Raw genomic sequence first — 18,814 nt, 5'->3', positions numbered from 1 at the left:
GGGCGAGTGCGTAGCCGGATCCGTCAACCGCCCGAGCGTGCCGGGCCGGTCGGAGGTGCGGGAGGTGCCGGAGCCGTCGGGGGCAGGGACACGTAGAGGCGCGTGCCGTGCGGACGGTATCCGACGCGCTCGTAGACGCGGCGGGATCCTTCTCCCGAGTACTCCAGCCAGACGGATCCGGCCCCCTGGGAGAACATCGCCTCCGTCAGAGCCGCGGTGACGGCGGCGGCGATCCCGCGGCCGCGGCAGGCCGGGCGGGTACCGACGCCGGACAGCTCCGCGGTGCCCTCCGCCGCCGGGGAGCAGGACGCGCCGCCGGCGACGCCGCCCTCCGGGTCGGGGACGAAGCGCACGGCGCCGCCGCTCTCCTGGGTGCGGCGCAGTCGTGCCGCACCCTCCGCGGAGGGTGGGAACACGCCGCCGAATGCCTCGGCCAGCGCGGCATCGAGCGCGGCGAACTCCTCGTCGGTCTGCGGCGTCCGCACGCGGATGCGGTCGGAGGACCGGGGGAGTGTCAGCGTGCGGGGCGTGCACACGAGGTACGCGTGCACCGCCTCGTCGGCGAAGCCCGCCGCCCGCAGCACGGCTTCGACGGCGGGCGCGGCCTGAGGGGCGAACTCCAGCCGAGGCAGCAGTCCTCGCTCCCGGAAGACGCGGATCAGCGCCGCGACGTCCCGCTCCGTCGGCTCGGCGCCGGGCAGCGGGGTCGCGTAGTTGAGGTAGGGGTTGTCGGTGCCGGGGATGAAGCCCGCGACGAAGCCGCCGGTCTCGACGACCGCGGGTCGGCGGCGGAGATGGGCCACGGCGAAACTCTGGACCTGGATGTCCATGGTGGGTGTCGACCTCACGAAGTCTCTGGAGAAGCCCCCGGTGAACGCACGGCGTTCGGGGCGCGGAAGAGTGGCGGTGCGTCAGGCACCGCGTCGTGGGGCCGCCGTAGGAAACAGCGTGGCGTGATCCGAGGCCGCGGCAGCGGACGCTCAGCGCCGACGGCGGCCGCTGGGGGACGCCGAGAACATTGGCTTCGTTCCTCACCGTGAGTGCGTCTGCGAGGTCGCAGAGCGCGGCACACTTTCCCACGGCCGGCCCGCCTGGGCAAGCGGCTTTTCCCGGCCATGGAGGGCGCGTTCCTGACTGGTCTACACCCTTGACTGGTACAGACCAACGCGGTTGAGTGTGGCTCACACCCCCCCACCACGGCCGTCGTCATCCCGTATCCGGTCCGCCGGTACGTGCGGCGCGGGCCCCCTTGCGCCCCGCCCGACAACGGCCGCGCTGCGCAAAGGAGTTGATCCCGTGTCGAGACGCCATGTCTCCGCCGTCCTGGCCGCCCTCACCCTCGCCGGCACCGCCCCGGTACTGCTACCGGCCACCGACGCCGTCGCCGCGACCTGCTCCAGCTACCCCAGCTGGGTGGCCGGAAAGTCGTACAACGCGGGCGACATCGTCCGGTACACCGACGGCAAGGCGTACATCGCCGAGCACGCGAACCCGGGTTACGACCCGGTCATCAGCACCTGGTACTGGGACCCGTACGCTTGTGACAGCGGCCCGGGCACGCCCGACGCGCGCTTCGTCGTGACGGAGGCGCAGTTCAACCAGATGTTCCCCAACCGGAACCCCTTCTACAGCTACAGCGGCCTCACCGCCGCCCTCAGCGCCTACCCCGGTTTCGCCAACACCGGCAGCGACACGGTGAAGAAGCAGGAGGCCGCGGCTTTCCTCGCCAACGTCAGCCACGAGACCGGCGGTCTGGTGTACGTGGTGGAGCAGAACACCGCCAACTACCCGCACTACTGCGACTGGAGCCGGCCCTACGGCTGTCCCGCCGGACAGGCCGCCTACTACGGACGCGGCCCGATCCAGCTGAGCTGGAACTTCAACTACAAGGCGGCGGGCGACGCGCTCGGCATCGACCTCCTGGGCAACCCCTGGCTGGTGCAGAACGACTCGGCGGTGGCCTGGAAGACGGCCCTGTGGTACTGGAACACCCAGACCGGCCCCGGCAGCATGACCCCGCACAACGCCATGGTCAACGGCGCCGGTTTCGGCCAGACGATCCGCAGCATCAACGGCTCCCTGGAGTGCGACGGCAAGAACCCGGCGCAGGTGCAGAGCCGCGTGGACAGCTACCTGCGGTTCACGCAGATCCTCGGGACGTCGCCCGGCGGCAACCTCTACTGCTGACGGCCCCCAGCCCCGCCCGCCGGGGCGACACCGCCCCTGCCCGCCACGACCGCGGGTGTCTCCCGCGGTCGTGGCCCGGGTGCCCGTTCAGTGGAAGGCGACCGCGGCGCGGATCAGTTTGTGGTCCGACAGACCCGTGTCGGTGACCGAGCAGGAGTAGTCGGCGCTCTGCGGGCCGAAGACGTAGTCGAGCTTCAGGCTGGACGACGTGCTCACATGGGTCGGCGCACCGGTGCGCGCGCCGCCGTTGGCCGACTGGTCGCACTCCTCGAAGCGGTCGTCGACGACTCCGGGCTGGTGGTAGAGCGGTTCGAGCACCCACGCCGGGGCCGAGCCGGTGCCCTGCGGCGCGTCGGGCGGGGTGGCGTTCAGGTCACCGCCGAAGACGACCTCGTAGCCGAGACCGCGCAGCGTGGAGGCCTGCTGGAAGGCCGTCTTGGCCTGCTCGTTCCTGTAGTAGCCGGTGGGCTGCGGGTTTGCGCTGTCCGTGACGTCGTCGCCGGCGATCCCGGCGCTGAAGTGGCCGCCGCAGAAGGCCGTGCCCAGCGACGGGAGGGTCGCGCACATGAGCGGGCGCTGCTCGGCGGTGTCCCGCGAGGGAAGGACCCAGGAGCGGTACCAGGTGTTCTCACTGGGAACGGCGACAGCCATGCCGTACGCACCCCGGTCTGCGCCGCTCCCGCTGTTCGCGCACTGCTTCTGGGCGAGGACGCCGGTGCCGGTCAGCTTCCGGTAGGTGGGGGCGAACCGCACGTCCCAGTCGGTCAGACCGCCCACGCGCCGGCTTTCAAGGCTGCTCTCCAGGGGAGCCGCGGACTTCTCGCAGAACTCCTGGACGAACATGACGTCGGCGTCGGCGGCTGCCGCCTGCCCGGCGACGGTGTCACCGACGGTGGTCACTTCGGCGTTGTCGAGAGCACAGTCGTCGTTGTTGTTCGAGCAGGCGTTCCACGACACGACGTTCTGCACGGTTCCCGCGGGGCCGGTGGTCGTGGCCGGGGGGTCGGCCGTGTCCCCGTACTGGCCGCTGTTGGGCACCGGCACGAGCCGGACGCGCTCCCACGACCCGGACGCCTCGGCGTACCCGGCCAGGAGCAGCCCCTGGTCACCGGTGGAGGGAAGGTTGAAGCGCGCGGACACGAACTGCTGCGTCGCCATGGACTTCAGGTTGTAGGCCCCGGCCACCTCCGGGTCCTTCCGCAGCTCGAACTTCTCCCACGCGGTCGAGCTGCTGCCGATGCTGCGCGCGCGGGCGCGGAGCATCTTCGCATAGGGCGTCGCGTAGTTGACCTCGGTCGAGACGTAGAGGCCGTTCTCCTCGTTCCGCAGGGAGACCGTCGCGCCGTTGTCGGCGGTGTGCAGGGTGAAGGTCTCCCACGTGCCGATCGCGGACGGGGAAGTGGCGGCCGTCCTGGCTCGCAGCCGTCCCTTCTGTTCCGAGCTGAGCGAGTCGCTCAGCTCCGCGGCGACGTAGTAGCTCTTCCCGGTGACCCCGTCCGTGATCTGGAGGGCCCACCGCTGGCCGGTCGAGGACCGCGGCGCGTCCGCGGCCGCGGCCGCACCGGGCGCCAGCAGACTCACCGAACCGGCCACGAGCAAGGCCAGGGTCGTCATCACGATGCGTATGCGTTTCACCGGCTCATTCTCACCGCCCGCTTCCGCAGCGAGACAGCGGCCTCCCCGTACGCCGGACCTGAGCGGTCATGCTCACGAAAGCTGCGGCGAAGGCCGCGACAAGGAAGAGCCCGGCGGACCCTGACGTGCGCCTGAGGGAAGGGCGCTGCGCTGAGCGTGCCCGGCGGTGTCTGCGTGTTCCGCCGCGCGGCGGTGTTCGCTCGGGGACATGCCGTACGCCTCGCGGAACGCGCGGCTGAAGACGGAGCCGTCGGTGAACCCCCAGCGGGCGGCGATCGCCCGCACCGTGTGCGCACGCAGTGCGGGGCCGGCCAGGTCGTCGCGGCAGCGTTCGAGCCTGCGCAGGCGGATCCTCCCTGCCACGCTGACCTCCTCGTCCTCGAACAGGGCGTACAGGCTGCGCAGCGACAGGTGATGGTGCTCGGCGACCATCCGGGGCGTCAGCTCGGGGTCCCCCAGGTTGTGGTCGATGAAGGCGTCGATCCGCTCGCGGAGGGCGAGGGGGCGTGCCTCGGGCGGCTCGTCGGCGAGGACGCCGAGCCGCTCCGCGAGGCAGGAGGCGGTGAGTTCGAGGGCGAGGGTTCCGAGCCGCTCCTGGTCCCCTGGCCGGCACTCGGGGCCCTGCGTGTGCAGCGCCGCGAGGAAACGGGCCAAGATCGCCGCCATGCCCGCCCCGGCCGGGATGCGCTGGGCGACCATCCGGTCCACCCGGCGGGCCCGCAGCGGAAGCGCCGCCCGCGGCACCTGGAGGACGAGCGCCTCGGTCCTCCCGGAGCCGCCGCCGGCCCCTGAGGCGACGGCCCGCTGCGGGCGCGAGGTGTCCATGAGCACCATGTCGCCCGTGACGGGCCCGGACGTGTTACCGCCCTGGTCGACTTCCATCCGGCCCGCTCGCACCCATCCCAAGTGGTACTGCTCCGGGTCGGCACGCCTGATGAGGGCCTCTGTGCGCTGCGTCCGCAACGGCGAATACACGAATCTCGACAACTGCACCGGGCCGAGCTCCAGCACGGCCGCCTCCGCCTCGAAGTCGGCCGTGCTGTCGCTGCTGACCCTCATCGGCGCCAGAGAAGCGGCCAGCATCTCTGAGAACCACTCGAACCGATCCCTCGCCGGCACTCCCGCATCCGGCACCCCCCGCCACACCATCACATCCCCCTACGTGTCCGGTATCTGTGACGGCATCCTGCCCCTGACCACCGCGAACACCGAACCGGCTCGCCCGACCGGATGTCAGGGCCGGAAGGGCGAAACCGACGGGACGATCACGGCCTGGTCCGCGCCAGGCGGACAGCGGGGCGGGTGCCCCCGGAAGTGGCCACGGCGTTGCGGGTCTCAAACATGATCATCAGCCCGTTGAGCACCATCACGGTCGCGGTCATGCAGTGGACGCCGAGCGCGGTGGCCACGGAGCCGTGATGGGCCAGCACGGTGGCCATGTCGCCGTACGCGGCGAAGGCCTCCACCAGCAGCACCCAGCCCAGGGCCCGGCGGTGCCCCGTCACCAGCAGGATGCCCAGGACCAGGGCGAGGACGACGTCCCGCACTCCCTTCACGACGAGGAAGCCGCCGCCGTCGCCGGAGGGCCAGCTCGGCAGGCCGAAGGTCGGCGCCGTCGTCTCCGGGATCAGGATGAACTCCGTCCCGAACCAGAGGATGAACAGGACGAAGGCGGCGGTCAGGACGGTGTTGATCTTCTTCAGCGCCATGGGTCTTCTCCTTGTGAGGCTTCGTCAACGGACACGTGTCGTGGTGGCGGTCGCCTTACGTCAGGGCGGTGACCAGCAGGGTGAAGGCGGCGACGATGACGGCGACGCGGACGTAGTGGTAGCGCTGCCAGCGGTTCAGCTGCTCTTTCCAGTCGGCGGGCCGGTTGTCGGTGGTCCAGGTCTTGTTCCGGTTGTTGATCGGGACGAGGAGCAGGACCGACATCACCACGCTGACGATCAGCAGAGCGGCGGCGGTGACGACGAGTCCGGCGCCCTGGTGGTGCCATCCGGCGACGGCCCAGATCGCGCTGAGGACGAGTGAGCCGATGTACCAGAACGGCATCAGGGCGCCGAGCATCCGGCCGCCGTGGGCGTGGCCGAGCTGGGCGCTGTCCTCGGGAAGCGCGTCCAGGATCCGGTTCATGATGAAGGCGACGCTGAACTCCACCCCCACCATGAGGCCGACGATGACGGTCGTGGCGACTTCGAGTGCGTCGAGCATGACGATCCCCCCAGAGATCTAGCAGTGCTAGGCGATGAATCGACGCTAGCACTGCTATCGCTCGGTTGTCTAGCAATGCTAGAATCGCTGCATGTCGGTAAAGGAACGCAAGGAGCGCGAACGAGCCGCTCGTGAACGCCTCATCGTGGCGGCGGCGCGCGAACTCGCCGAGCAGCAGGGCTGGGACGCGGTCACCACCCGCCGGCTCGCCGAGCGCATCGAATACAGCCAGCCCGTCCTCTACAGCCACTTCCGCGGCAAGCGCGAGATCATCGGCGCCGTCGCTCTGGAGGGCGCCGCCGAGCTGGCCTCGGCGGTCCGTGCCGCGACCGCCGCCGTCAACGGCCCGCGCGAGCGGGTGGCCGCGCTGGCCCGCGCCTACCTCGACTTCGCCGAGCGCAATCCCGCGGTGTACGACGCCATCTTCCAGCTCGACGGCGGCCTGGCGTACGCGCAGGAGGACACCCCGGAACAGCTGAAGGACGCTTTCGCCGCGCTGATGGAGAACCTGGCCGAGGTCGCCGGGGACGGCATCGAACCGGGCCTGTTCACCGAAGTGTTCTGGGCGTCCCTGCACGGGATCGCCACCCTGACCCGCACCAAACGCCTGCTGCCCGAGTACGCCGAGGCGAGGGTGGAACTGCTCGTGGACCGGCTCGCCATGCTCTGACACCCAGGGCGCAGGCGAGGTGGAGGCGGCAGCCGCCCAGCGTTGCGACGATCGGATGGACTTGGTCCCCTCGGCAGCGTCGCTGTTTCTGACCTGGCGCGTCGGTGTCCGAGTGTGGCGGACATGAACGCGTTCGAATGCCTCGGTCGTCGGACCCATGCCCGCAATGCCGCACTCGTCGCCGTCGGGGGCGCGCTGGCGGCCTCCATCTGGTGCTGGCCCCTCACCGCGGCGTACGCAGACGCCACCTCCGCGTACGGCGAGTGGACGATGAACGGCTCCACGGGCCAGGTCAGTATCCCCCTGGCGGGCTTTCCTACCGCGTCGGTGACCACGGACAGCAGCACGTCCTCCGTGCAGTCCGGAACCTCCGCCTTTCTCGGGCCGGGCACGCCCGTAGGTGCCCGGTACGGGACGTCGCAGGGCAGGACCTACGTCAACCTGCGCACCGCGGCCGGACGCACGCCGTCCACGACGACCCTCACCTTCGAGTCGCCGACCAACGCCGGGACCTTCGCGTTCACACTCGGCGACATCGACGCCGACAGCGTCCGGGTCTCCGCGACCGGCGCGGACGGGCAACCCCTGACAGCTGCGGAGCTGGGCTGGCAGGGGGCCTTCAACTACTGCCAGTCCTCTCCCAAGCCGTCCTCCTGCGGACCCACCGGGACCGACACCGACCAGCCCGTCTGGGACCCCGCCACCAGCACCCTCATCGGCAACGGCGCCGACACGACGGGTGCCGCCGGGTGGTTCCAGCCGACCGTGCCGGTCACCGGCATCACGCTGACCTTCAGCTTGCAGAGCGGCTTCCCCATCTACCAGTTGTGGACCTCGTCGCTGTCCTCACAGATCGCCGGCCGGCTCGCCTCCGACTGCGGCACCCCCTCGGGACAGGAAGTACGGCTGCTGGACGAGAACGGCGCGCCGGTCCTGAACCCCGACGGCACGCCCGTCACCACGACCACCGACGCGCAGGGCAACTACGCCTTCGCGGACATCGCCCCCGGCCAGTACCAGGTGAGCACGACGTCAGCCGACTACACCCCGCAGACGAACTCCCTCCCCGCCGACACCAGCGACGGGAACAGCGTCACGAACGCCGACCTGACACTCACCTGCCAGACCTCTCCGAGCCCCACGCCGACGGCCACGGATTCGCCGGCACCGACACCGACGGACACGGATTCGCCAACACCGACGCCTACGGATACGGCGAGTCCGTCGCCGACGGATACGGCGAGTCCGACGCCGACCGAGACGGGGTCGCCGACGCCGACGGACACCGCCAGTCCCACGCCGACCGACACGGCCAGCCCGAGTCCTACCGACACTGGGTCGCCCAGCCCCACCGACACGGCCAGCCCGAGTCCTACCGACTCGGCGAGCCCCAGCCCCACCGACACAAGCTCCCCGACGCCGACGGACACCGCCAGTCCTACCCCGACCGGCACCGGGTCGCCGACCCCGACCGGCACCGGGTCGCCGTCGCCGACGGGCCCTGGGTCGCCCAGCCCTACGGGCACGGGCAGCCCCAACCCGACGGGGCCGGGGGCCCCGACGCCCACGGGCACCGGCTCCGCCACCCCCACCCCCACCCCCACGGGTACGTGTTCCGCCGAGGCGCCTCCCGCCTACGGGGACCCGTGGGAGCCGCCGGCTTGCCCCGGTGTGACGACTACTCAGCCGCGCCCGCCGGTGTCCGATGACACCCCGGCCGGCGGACGGCCCCCACAGCTCGCCGACACCGGAGTGGACGGGTACGCAGCCTGGGCGGCGGGTCTGGCCGCGGTCTCCATGGCCGCGACGGGAGGCTTTGTCGTGCTGCGGCGGAAGACCGCCGGCGGGGAACATCGGTAAGCCGGAGCTGAGGGTTCCCCCGTGTGCTGGGGAACCCTCAGCCCTGGTGTCTCCCTGGTTCAGCCACCTGTCGCCAGTGCGCCCAGTACGTCACCCAGGCGCTGCCGCACCTGCGGATCCTCGATGACGCCGTCCGTGCCGATCATCCCCCGGTCGACGGGGAGTTTGACGCAGGCCGGTTCCACGATCGCGGCGCCGGTGTAGCCCAGCACCGTCCGCAGGGTCGCCTCGGCGCCGTGGCCCCGGCCTGGGGCGGCCGCGTTGATCCAGCCGACCGGCTTGTCGCTGATCTCGGTGCCGCCGACCGTCCAGTCCAGCAGGTTCTTGAACGAGCCGGGAAGGGTGCCCGCGTACTCCGGGGCGCAGATCAGGATGCCGGTCGCCTGCTCGATCGCCGCGCGCAGTTCGGTCACGGATGCGGGCAGCGGGTCGGTGTCGTCGTCGGGATTGAAGTGCGGCAACCGCGCCAGACCCTCGTAGCGCACGGCCCGGACCCCGGCGGACGGCGCCACCGCTTGTGCGGTGCGCAGTACGGCCTCGTTGGTGGAGGCGGCGCGCAGACTTCCCGAGAGCAACAGGACCAGCGGCATTGCGGACATTGGCTCAACCTACCTCCCCAGCGTCCTTGATGCGGACGGCCCGCGGTGCCCGACGCGAAGGCCGGGCACCGCGGGCCGCTCTGGTGCGACGGCGTGTCAGGGCTGCAGGGCCGGTGCGGCGGCGGGCGTACGACGTGCGGCGCTGCGGTAGACGGAGATGCCCACCGCGAGCAGCCAGTAGCTCAGCAGCGCCCCCATCAGGGCCGTGCTGCCCCAGCCGTTCGCCGCGTAGAAGTGCGCGGGGGTGTTGCCGAAGAACAGGGACGGTACGAAGGCCAGGTTGACCGCGGCGAGAACGTACGCCGAGCGGCCGGTCCAGCGGGGGAGCAGGTCGGCGCGAGTGACGCCGTAGCCGACCGCGGTCAGGAAGAGCGCGAGCAGCAGGCGGCCGATCGAACCGTAGAGGATGTACGTTCCGCTGACGGTGATGGTCGGGTCGATGGGCTGGTCGGCGGCGATGACCGCGCCGGCCTCCAGTCCGCTGGAGACCAGGGTGACCGTCGCGTAGACCAGTCCGGTGGCGAAGGCCACCGTGCCGACCCACTCGTGGGCGGGGCTCACCTGCTTGACCAGCTCACGGAAGCCCGTGACGAACAGGATGAGACCGCCGAGCGCGACGATGCCAATCAGCAGCCGCGTCAGCACGTTGGCGTCCGGCGGCGGCCCCGAGTAGAGGAAGTACAGGGGCACTTCGACGATGAAGCAGACCGCCGCCGCGATGCCGGCCAGCCCTGTCAGGCGCCTGGTGATGATGTCGTTCATGTGATGTCCCCCCGAAGCGAGTGTGGTCAGTGCCCGGTCGTACGTCCGCGTGGTGCCGACGACGAGCACTTTCCCGCGCCCGCCGCGCCGCGTCGCTGGGCCTGGACACCGAAAGCCGCCGGGGTGTGGACACCGGACGGGGGTGGGGCTACGGACACCTCACGGGGCGCCGCCGGGTGGTTCCACGGTCAGGACCAGGACCCAGCGGAGGGTGGGATGGGCTGCGAGCGGCGCCGGCCCGTGGACCGGCGCCGCTCTCCCGATCGGGCGGCTCAGGAGAAGTTCACGTCACTGCACAGGAAGTACGTCTGGTCCATGTGCGAGGCCTGCCAGATCGTGTAGACGACGTGGCGGCCGGTCAGGCCCGAGGTATGCACGGGGATGTCGTAGTTGTTGCTCGGCGCGTACCTGCCGGTCCGGGTCAGCAGCTGCAGGTCGCTCCACCGCAGGGGCTGGGTCGTGGGGTCGAAGCCCTGGCGGGTGACGTAGACCAGGAAGTAGTCCGCACCGTGGCTGGCCTGGTCGTACAGGCGCACGGTGAAGTCCGCCGCGACGTTCGTGGTCTTCCAGGGGCCCACGGCGTCGAGGGAGTTGTACCGGCCGCTCTCGGTGTGGCCGCCGCTGCAGAGCTGGCCGTCGGGGACGACGGCCTGGAAGTTGCCGGCGGAGCCGTTGCGGTACAGGCCGTTCCAGTTCCACATGGCGTTGGGGTTGTCCTGCCACGCCTGCCAGCACATGGGGTCCTGCTGTGCCATGGCGGGGTTCTGGAAGTCGCTGCCCCAGCGCTGCCAGCAGCCGTAGTTGCGGGACGCCGGATCCACGACCGAACCGTGGGCCTCGGCGGTGCCGCTCCCGGGGACCAGGGCGATCAGCAGCGCGGCGAGAACACTCAGCAGCAGCGCCGGACGGACGCCGCGGCGTCCGCGCGATACTGCATGGTCATGACATTCACGGTGTAACACGGTCTCCTCTTTCCACTGTGGGGGATGTGGAGGTGAAAACTGCGGCGAGGCACCCCCTCACCGAACTTTTGGGAGCGCTCCCACCTGGCCAGGGTGCGTGGTGGGAAACACAAGCGCAACACTGGTTCACGCCACTTCGGTGCCACTTCCGTGCCGCTTCGACGGTGGGCCTCGTGTTACCGTGATGCGTTTGCGTGGTCGTCGCGGTGGGCGATCGTTGGCGTTCGGTTCCGCTGGTGCGTGGGCTGTTCCTCCCCGCCGGGCCTTCCTCGGTAGATCCCCCTGCGGAAGGCAGTTCATGAAACCCGACGAGTCAGCTGTTGCCCACTCCGGCCCCTCCCCGTCGACGGCCGCCTCCTTCGCCGATCTCGCACTGCCGGCGGAGGTACTGCGGACACTGACCGGACGCGGGGTGCGCGAGCCCTTCCCGATCCAGGCCGCCACCCTGCCCGACGCCCTGAAGGGGCGCGACATCCTGGGGCGCGGGCGGACCGGTTCCGGCAAGACGCTCGCCTTCGGTCTGCCGCTGCTGACCCGTACGGCCGGCCGGCGCGCCGAACCGAAACAGCCCCTCGCCCTGATCCTCGTACCCACCCGGGAACTGGCCCAGCAGGTCACCGACGCCCTGACGCCGTACGCCGAAGCGCTGCGGCTGCGGATGGCCGCGGTCGTCGGCGGAACGCCGATCGGCCGGCAGATCTCCGCGCTGCGCGAGGGGGCCGAGGTGGTCGTCGCCACCCCCGGGCGCCTGCACGACCTGATCGAGCGCAACGCCTGCCGGCTGGGCCGGGTGCGGATCACCGTGCTCGACGAGGCCGACCAGATGTCCGACCTCGGGTTCCTGCCACAGGTCACGGACCTGATGGACCAGGTGCACCCCGACGGGCAGCGGATGCTGTTCTCGGCCACGCTCGACGACGACGTCGACCAGCTCGTCCACCGCTACCTGCACGACCCCGTCGTCCACTCGGTCGACCCGTCCGCGGGCACGGTCACGACGATGGAACACCACGTGCTGGTCGTCCACGGCCCCGACCGCTACGCCGTCACGACCGAGATCGCCGCCCGCGACGGCCGCGTCCTGCTGTTCCTCGACACCAGGCACGCCGTCGACCAGCTCACCCGGCATCTGCGGGCCAGCGGGGTGCACGCCGGGGCCCTGCACAGCGCCAAGTCGCAGCCGCAGCGCACCCGGACCCTGGCGCAGTTCAAGAGCGGCCAGCTCACCGTGCTGGTGGCGACCGATGTCGCGGCCCGTGGCCTGCACGTCGACGACCTCGATCTCGTGGTCAACGTCGATCCGCCCACCGACCCCAAGGTCTATGTGCACCGGGCCGGACGCACCGCCCGCGCCGGCGGCTCCGGCCGGGTCGTCACGCTCGTCCTCACCGGCCAGCGCCGCGAGACGAGCCGCGTCATGGCCGAGGCCGGCATCGAGCCGACCGTGACCAAGGTGCGCTCGGGCGAGGCGCAGCTGAGCCGCATCACCGGTGCCAAGACTCCCTCGGGCGCCCCGCTCGACGGCGGGCCCGGTGTGGCCCGGCCCAAGAACACCAACGCACCGTTCCGCGGGCTCGGCACCACCAAGGACCCCGCGCGCGGCGCCGGCGGGAAGTCCCGCAAGGCCGGCGAGGCCCGCAAACTCGCCGAGGCCCGTAAGGCCGCCCGCATGCGTCGCAACGGCTGAGGGGCCCTCGCTTCCGGCCGTGACAGTCCTGGCAGAGCGGCCGACATGACAAGCTGTGCTTGCCCAACCCCCCGAACCCCAGGAGGTCACCATGACCGCAGAGCCCGCGTCGACGGAAGGTTCGGAGCCGGCCGAGTCGCAGACACCGCCGCTGGCGGCGGACGCCGACGGCAACTACGACCTCAAGCGCAAGTTCCGCGAGGCCCTGGCCCGCAAGCGCGGCGCGCAGGCGGACGCGGCCGACGGCGCCGCCGGCTCCGACGCGTCCAAGGTGCGCGCCGCGCACGGTCCGGCCACGAACCAGCGGTCGTTCCGGCGCAAGAGCGGCGGCTGACCGGTCAGCCACGGGATCCGGCCGCTTCACCGGCACTGCGAACGCCGTGAAGCGCGCCGGATCCCCGCGTCCGCACCTCACCCGTTCCACGCCGGCCCCGCCGTGGCGCGTAGATCCCCGACTCGGGAATGAGCTGGGCGCAACGGGGTAGACGTGCCGCTGGCCGGGGAAGGACGCGTGCACCTGGGGAGGTCGAACGCGTCCTTCCCCGTTTTTTGATCGCTCGGGGAGCCCTGCGCGCAGGACAAGGTCGACTTGTCGATGCCCGTCCCAAACCGTGAGACTTGTCGGTCGCTTCGGCGTGGGGGAGGAAGCCGCCCGCCACGCGACGGCGTGCGTGCCGTCGCCGGCGACATGGCGCCCCATGAACCACCGAACGCCCCCTCCGCTTTCAGCCGCGCGCGGCACGCGAACCGGTAGCGCCGCCTCCGCGACGCATGCCTCCGCCGACCGCGTTCCCGGCGCCGCACGGATCGGAAGCGCGGGCTCCGCGGAAGTGGAAGCGGAGCCTTCGCAGGGCCTCTGACCTGCTGCGGCGCGTGCGGTGACCGCACCTTCACAAGGAACGCCTGATTCTCCTCAACTTCCGTTGTGGCCACACATGTTCGGAGGTAGAGTCCCCGTTCGTCGGGCACGGACAGGCGCTTTCAAGCTTTTTTGGGGCGAACAAGTCGATGCAGTGCGAGACCCTTGAAAACACCCCGGACCTCGTCCAGGCCTTCACGGAAGCCGCCCTCCGCGACCCGGAGCGCGCGGCCCTCGTGCACGAAGGGCGGGTCGTGACGTACGGCCGGCTGGCAGAGCTCGTGCACACCCTCGCGGAGCGGCTCGGGCCCCGGCCCGGAGCGGTGGCGGTACCGGCGACGCACAGCCCGGACACCGTGGTGGCGATGCTCGGCGTACTGGCGGCCGGCGGTACCTACTGTCCCGTCGACCCGGCGTTTCCGCCGGCGCGGCGGCAGGAGATGGTGTCCGCGGCAGGATGCCGCGCAGCCGTCGCCACCGACGTGGCACCCGAACTCGAACTCGGGTTACCGGCCACGCACTTGAGCTGGGAGGAGGAGGGTGGGGGAGGGGCGGCCGGCGATGGCTTCCGGCTCGGCCGGGACCAGGACCCCGAGGCCGCCGCGTACATCCTCTTCACCTCCGGCTCCACCGGCCGGCCCAAGCCGGTCGTGACACCCCGCCGGGCCATTGCGGCTTCCGTGCGCTCGCTCCGCGGATTCTTCGCGCTCACCGAAGAGGACAGGGTGCTCCAGTTCGCGTCACTCAACTGGGACACCTCGCTGGAGGAGATCCTCCCGGCCCTGACCACGGGAGCCACCCTCGTCTTCGACCGTGACGCACACTCGGGGTCCTTTCCGCGGTTCCTGCGGATGGTCGAGCGCGAGCGCGTCAGCGTCCTCGACCTGCCCACCGCCTTCTGGCACGAACTCGTCCTCCACCTCACGGAGGAAGCGGCGAGCCTTCCGGACTGCGTCCGGCTGATGGTGATCGGCGGGGAGGCGGTCAGCCCTGCCCGGCTGGCCGACTGGAGCCGCCTCGACACCGGCCGGATCCGCCTGGTCAACACCTACGGGTGCACCGAGACCACCCTGATCACCCACGCCGTCGATCTCCACGGCCCGTCCGTCCCCGTCCCGGCCTGGGACTGGAGCGAGGGCACGAGGGCGCCGATCGGCCGGGCGCTGCCCCATGTCGTCGAGCTCATCGGCGAGGACGACGAGCTGCTGATCGGCGGCCCGGCCGTGGCTCTCGGCTACCTCGGGATGCCGCAGGCCACCGAGAAGGCGTACGTGGTGGTGGACGGCGAGCGCCGGTTCCGTACCGGCGACCGGGTCAGCAGGACACCGGACGGCCTCCTCACCCACGAGGGCCGGCTGAACGACGAGATCAAGATCCGGGGCATCCGGGTCGACCCGGCCGAGGTGGAGGCGCACCTCGCCGGCCACCCCGCGGTGAACACGGTGGCCGTCACCGGTGCGACCGCGGCCGGCCGCACCACACTCGTCGCCTACGTGGTGCCCCGGCCGCACGCCGGGACCCGGGAACTCGACGCGGACCTGCGGACCTATCTGCGCGAGCGGGTGCCCGCCCACCTCGTGCCGAGCCGGATCACCGTCGTCCCGCAGCTCGTGCTGACCACGAGCGGCAAGGTCGACAGAAAAGCCTCACACCAGCGTTACGCCACCGTGAACAGGTCAAAGGAGACCGTTGATGAGCGTTGACACCACCGCCGCAGCCGCCGGGAGATCGCCTGCCCCTGCCGACACCGAAGGCGTGGTGGCGATGTTCCGGCGCGTGCTGGAGGTCGACGAGGTCTCCGCCGACTCCGACTTTTTCCTCCTCGGAGGCGACTCGCTCGTCGCGACCCGCGTACTCAGCGCCGTCGCCCGCACCTACGGGGTCGAGCTGACCTTCGCGGACTTCCTCGACGCGCCCACCCCCAAGCGGCTCGCCGCGAAGATCGCGGCCGCCCGGTGACCGGCCCCGACACTCCTCTCGCCGCGGACACCCCGGGGCCTTCCGGCGGCGTCACCAGCGCGGTGGTGGTCGGAGCCGGATACGCCGGGCTCACGGCCGCGACCGCGCTGGCCGCCCGCGGGGTCGATGTGACCGTCCTGGAGGCGCGCGACCGGGTCGGCGGCCGGGCCCACGGGCTCCAGGTCTCGGCCGACGGCTGGGCGGACGCGGGCGCCGCCTACCTCGGGGACCGGCACACCGAACTGCACGCCCTCATAGCCGAGTTGGACCTCAAGGCGACGCCCACCACCATGGACGGAGCCAGCCGCTTCGCGCTCGGGAGTGAGGCGTCCACCCGGGACGGCCGGTTCCCGCCGCTCAACGCGGTGGCGCTCGGCGACCTCTTCGAGAGGCTCGACGACCTCACGGCGACCGTCCGGCCCGACGCGCCGTGGCTCACCCCTGGCGCCGGGGAACTGGACCTCCTGACCGCCCGGGAATGGGCCGAACGGCACCTCACCCACCCGGACGCCCGGCTCTTCTTCCCGCTCTTCCTGGGCGAGATGATGGCCGCCGACCCGGCCCGGGTGTCCATGCTGCACGTCGCCTTCTACCTGCGGTCGGGCGGAGGACTGCGCTACCTCAACGCCTTCGAGGGCGGCGCCCAGCAGGACCGGATCGACGGAGGCGCCCACCAGGTGTGCGAGCGGCTCGCCGCCCGGCTGGGCCCCAGAGTGCGGCTCGGTGAACCGGTGCTCGCCGTGCACCAGGACGACGAGGGCGTCACGGTGCGCAGTGCGCGCGGGGCGTACCGCGCCGACGTCGCCGTGATGGCGCTGCCGCCGCTGCTCGCCGACGCCGTCGACTACCGGCCCGGGCTGCCGGTGCGCCGGGCGAGCGACCGTACGGCGCGGGGCTGCGCGGTCAAGGTGCACCTGGTGTACCCGGCGCCGTGGTGGCGCGACCACGGCCTGTCGGGGTGGTCGGTCAACGCCGAAGGACCGCTGCTGTCCACCGTCGACGACTCGCCGGCCGGAGCCGGGGTCGGCGTGCTCACCGGATTCGTCACGGGCGCCGAGGCCCACCGCTACGCGGCGCTCGACCCGCGGGAACAGCGCTCGACGGCGGTCGAGCAGGCGACCCGGCTCTTCCCGATGCTGCCCGAACCCGTGGGCTTCCATGTGACGGACTGGGTCAACGACCCCTACAGCAAGGGCTGTTACGCGGCACTCTTCGGCCCCGGGGACTGGCTGCGGCACGGTCCGACACTGACGGAACCGCACCTGCGGGTGCACTGGGCCGGCACCGAGACCAGCACCGAGTTCTTCGGCCTGCTGGAGGGGGCCGTCCGCTCCGGCCGCCGGGTGGCGGCGGAGGTCCTCGCCCGCCCGTAGCGCCGCGGCCCGCTCCGTGACCCGGCGGCGCCGCCGCTCGCGCGCCGCCTTCACAGCCGTACACATCCTCCCGGCGTCCCCGAGGGGCGCCGGCGTCCACCCTCCCTGTCTCACAAGCACCCCTGTCCCTTCCCCGACCGGGGTGCGCCCCGGGGTGCTCCGAGCCGGTCGCACGCCGGGCGGGAGGCCCCGCGCGATACGTCGCACAGCACCGCAGCAAGGCACCGCAGCAAGGCAGTCGAACCACCGTTCCGCCGAGTACAGCAAGCCTTCGACACGTCGCCGGGGCCCGCCCCACCAGGGCCACCTCCCGGCGACACCAAACGGGAGACCGTCATGAGCGACCAGACCTCCATCGCCCCTCTCGCGGCCAGACAGCAGCTGATGGCCGAGCCCACGCTCGGAGCCGGCAACTTCCTCGACCACGCGATCGCCGTCAACCCGAACCGCGGGGTGCCGTACGCCTACACCCATCGCGTCGACCACCGGGGCGCCATCGAACTGCGCGGCCACAGCCTGCTCGACCTGGCCGCGCTGCGCGACCAGTACGCGAAGTGGTACTGGTCCAACGGCGTCCGGCCCGGTGACCCGGTCGGCGTGGTGGTCGGCGAAGGTCTGGAGCCCGTCCTGCACTTCCTCGCGCTCTCCGCGCTCGGAGCCGTACCCGCCCTCGTCAACGACGCCATGCGGCACGAGGTGATGGTGCGCTACCTCAACCACGTGGGTGTCGTCGGAGTGGTCGCGGACGACCCCACCCGGCTGGCCGCCGCCTACCGCGAGACGCCGCACCGCCGGCCCCGCTTCATCGCGATGGCCGCCGAACTCCACGCCTTCGACGCGGAGACGGCGGAGCTGCCCGAGGTGTACCCGTACCGGCACGCCGCCGACGACGTGGTCGCGCTCATCCACTCCTCCGGCACCACCGGCACACCGAAGTCCACCAAGCTGGCGCACCGCCAGTTCTGGGAGGGCAAGCAGCCGCGCATGGTGCGCTTCCCCGCCGAGCCGTACGACCGGCTGATGTCGCTCATGCCGCACACCCACGCGGGCGGCCTCAGCTACTTCCTCACCGCCACCCTGCTCGGCTTGCCCACCGTGGTCATGTCCGACTGGCGGCGTACGGTCGTCGAGCCGGTCATGGAGGCCTTCCTGCCCACCATGGTGGCCTCCTTCCCGCGCACCTTCGTGGAACTGGCCACCGGCGAACTCCCGGTCAGGGGCGCCGCGAAGGTGCACTCCTGGTTCAACACCGGCGACAGCGCCCACTACGGGCACATCCGGCGGCTGGTGCAGCTCGGCGAGCGGCCGGCGGGTCTGATCAGGCCCTGGCTGCTGCCCCGGGAGAGGGCGGAGCAACCCGCGCTGCCCGGCTCGCAGTTCGTCGACGGACTGGGCTCCTCCGAGATGGGCATGGCCCTGTTCGGGCAGCTGACCACACCGGAGAGCGAGCGCGACGACCGCTGCGTCGGCAAGCCCCTGGAGGTGGTCGAGAAAGCGGCGGTGCTCGACGAGAACGGCGAGGAGGTACCCGACGGCACGGTCGGGATGCTCGGCGTCGTCACGCCGTCCCGGACCCCCGGCTACTGGAACGACGACCGGCTCACCCGCACGTTCGAGATGAACGGCTACTGGCTCACCGGCGACGTCGCCCGCCGTGACGCCGACGGACGCTTCTACCACCTCGACCGCACGGTGGACGTCATCGACACCGCGGACGGGCCGGCGTACAGCCTGCCCATCGAGGAGGTGCTGCTCGCCGACTGCGCCACGCTGGTGCAGGACTGCTCGGTGGTCGGCGTCCCCGCCGGACCGGGCCGTGGCCAACTGCCCGTCGCCGTCGTCCGGTTGCAGGCGGAGGCCGCCGAGAGCACCGCGGAGGACGTCCAGGAGGCGGCCAACAAGGCCCTGACCGCCGCCGGGCTGACCCCGCTCGCCGCGGTGAGCGTCGCGCGCACACCCGAGGACTTCCCGCTCGGCCCCACCGGGAAAGTGCTCAAGCGCGAGCTGCGCACCCGCTTCGCCACCCTCCTCACCGGCTGATGGGCCGGGG

17 protein-coding genes are annotated in these 18,814 nt (G+C 71.6%); 9 read left to right on the top strand and 8 right to left on the bottom strand.

Going from position 1 to position 18,814, the window contains the following annotated elements; all coding sequences use genetic code 11:
* Nucleotides 1–23: 23 nt before the first annotated feature.
* Nucleotides 24–830, bottom strand: coding sequence for a GNAT family N-acetyltransferase (locus IE308_RS09885; RefSeq protein WP_190217553.1), 807 nt, complete (start codon nt 828–830; stop codon nt 24–26).
* 466 nt (nt 831–1,296) lie between these two features.
* Between IE308_RS09885 and IE308_RS09880 the strand changes: the two genes are divergently transcribed.
* Nucleotides 1,297–2,187, top strand: a complete 891-nt coding sequence (locus tag IE308_RS09880; protein WP_190217552.1) for a glycoside hydrolase family 19 protein — start codon at nt 1,297–1,299, stop codon at nt 2,185–2,187.
* 87 nt (nt 2,188–2,274) lie between these two features.
* Here IE308_RS09880 and IE308_RS09875 read toward each other — a convergent pair whose 3' ends face one another.
* The 4 genes from IE308_RS09875 to IE308_RS09860 form a co-directional block, all read right to left on the bottom strand.
* Nucleotides 2,275–3,822 (bottom strand): fascin domain-containing protein, encoded by a 1,548-nt coding sequence (locus IE308_RS09875; RefSeq protein WP_190217551.1) that lies wholly within the window; start codon nt 3,820–3,822, stop codon nt 2,275–2,277.
* Nucleotides 3,823–3,894: 72 nt separating this feature from the next.
* Nucleotides 3,895–4,971: an AraC-like ligand-binding domain-containing protein gene (locus tag IE308_RS09870; RefSeq protein WP_190217550.1), complete on the bottom strand. Its 1,077-nt coding sequence runs from the start codon at nt 4,969–4,971 to the stop codon at nt 3,895–3,897.
* 116 nt (nt 4,972–5,087) lie between these two features.
* Entirely contained in the window at nt 5,088–5,531 is a 444-nt protein-coding gene (locus IE308_RS09865; RefSeq protein ID WP_190217549.1) for a DUF4267 domain-containing protein, read from the bottom strand.
* A gap of 55 nt (nt 5,532–5,586) precedes the next feature.
* Nucleotides 5,587–6,033 carry an anthrone oxygenase family protein gene (locus IE308_RS09860; protein ID WP_190217548.1) on the bottom strand — a complete coding sequence of 149 codons (447 nt, stop codon included), beginning with the start codon at nt 6,031–6,033 and terminating at the stop codon, nt 5,587–5,589.
* 91 nt (nt 6,034–6,124) lie between these two features.
* Here IE308_RS09860 and IE308_RS09855 point away from each other — a divergent pair, with 91 nt between their 5' ends.
* A complete protein-coding gene (locus IE308_RS09855; RefSeq protein WP_190217547.1) occupies nt 6,125–6,703 on the top strand; it encodes a TetR/AcrR family transcriptional regulator in 579 nt (192 codons plus the stop codon).
* A gap of 123 nt (nt 6,704–6,826) precedes the next feature.
* Entirely contained in the window at nt 6,827–8,563 is a 1,737-nt protein-coding gene (locus IE308_RS09850) for an SdrD B-like domain-containing protein (protein WP_190217546.1), read from the top strand.
* 59 nt (nt 8,564–8,622) lie between these two features.
* Here IE308_RS09850 and IE308_RS09845 read toward each other — a convergent pair whose 3' ends face one another.
* The 3 genes from IE308_RS09845 to IE308_RS09835 form a co-directional block, all read right to left on the bottom strand.
* Entirely contained in the window at nt 8,623–9,162 is a 540-nt protein-coding gene (locus IE308_RS09845; protein WP_190217545.1) for an NADPH-dependent FMN reductase, read from the bottom strand.
* A gap of 96 nt (nt 9,163–9,258) precedes the next feature.
* A complete protein-coding gene (locus tag IE308_RS09840) occupies nt 9,259–9,924 on the bottom strand; it encodes a hypothetical protein (RefSeq protein WP_110625969.1) in 666 nt (221 codons plus the stop codon).
* A gap of 272 nt (nt 9,925–10,196) precedes the next feature.
* Nucleotides 10,197–10,886, bottom strand: a complete 690-nt coding sequence (locus IE308_RS09835) for a lytic polysaccharide monooxygenase auxiliary activity family 9 protein (RefSeq protein WP_190217544.1) — start codon at nt 10,884–10,886, stop codon at nt 10,197–10,199.
* Between the two features lie 298 nt (nt 10,887–11,184).
* Between IE308_RS09835 and IE308_RS09830 the strand changes: the two genes are divergently transcribed.
* From IE308_RS09830 to IE308_RS09805, 6 genes are all read left to right on the top strand, one after another.
* Nucleotides 11,185–12,573, top strand: coding sequence for a DEAD/DEAH box helicase (locus IE308_RS09830; protein ID WP_190217543.1), 1,389 nt, complete (start codon nt 11,185–11,187; stop codon nt 12,571–12,573).
* A gap of 91 nt (nt 12,574–12,664) precedes the next feature.
* Nucleotides 12,665–12,907 carry a DUF5302 domain-containing protein gene (locus tag IE308_RS09825; RefSeq protein ID WP_190217542.1) on the top strand — a complete coding sequence of 81 codons (243 nt, stop codon included), beginning with the start codon at nt 12,665–12,667 and terminating at the stop codon, nt 12,905–12,907.
* A 674-nt stretch (nt 12,908–13,581) separates the two neighbouring features.
* Nucleotides 13,582–15,135, top strand: coding sequence for an amino acid adenylation domain-containing protein (locus tag IE308_RS09820; RefSeq protein WP_190217541.1), 1,554 nt, complete (start codon nt 13,582–13,584; stop codon nt 15,133–15,135).
* A complete protein-coding gene (locus IE308_RS09815) occupies nt 15,125–15,391 on the top strand; it encodes a phosphopantetheine-binding protein (protein ID WP_190217540.1) in 267 nt (88 codons plus the stop codon). The genes IE308_RS09820 and IE308_RS09815 overlap by 11 nt, the downstream gene beginning before the upstream one ends.
* On the top strand, nt 15,388–16,764 hold the full coding sequence (locus IE308_RS09810) for a flavin monoamine oxidase family protein (RefSeq protein ID WP_190217539.1): 1,377 nt from the start codon (nt 15,388–15,390) through the stop codon (nt 16,762–16,764). The genes IE308_RS09815 and IE308_RS09810 overlap by 4 nt, the downstream gene beginning before the upstream one ends.
* Before the next feature lie 336 nt (nt 16,765–17,100).
* Entirely contained in the window at nt 17,101–18,804 is a 1,704-nt protein-coding gene (locus IE308_RS09805) for a class I adenylate-forming enzyme family protein (protein ID WP_190217538.1), read from the top strand.
* Nucleotides 18,805–18,814: the final 10 nt, after the last annotated feature.

Source organism: Streptomyces griseosporeus, assembly GCF_014656055.1.
In the GTDB taxonomy this organism is placed as follows: domain Bacteria; phylum Actinomycetota; class Actinomycetes; order Streptomycetales; family Streptomycetaceae; genus Streptomyces; species Streptomyces griseosporeus.
Note: the sequence above shows the minus strand (reverse complement) of the source record. Positions and strands in the feature narration are given on the sequence as shown.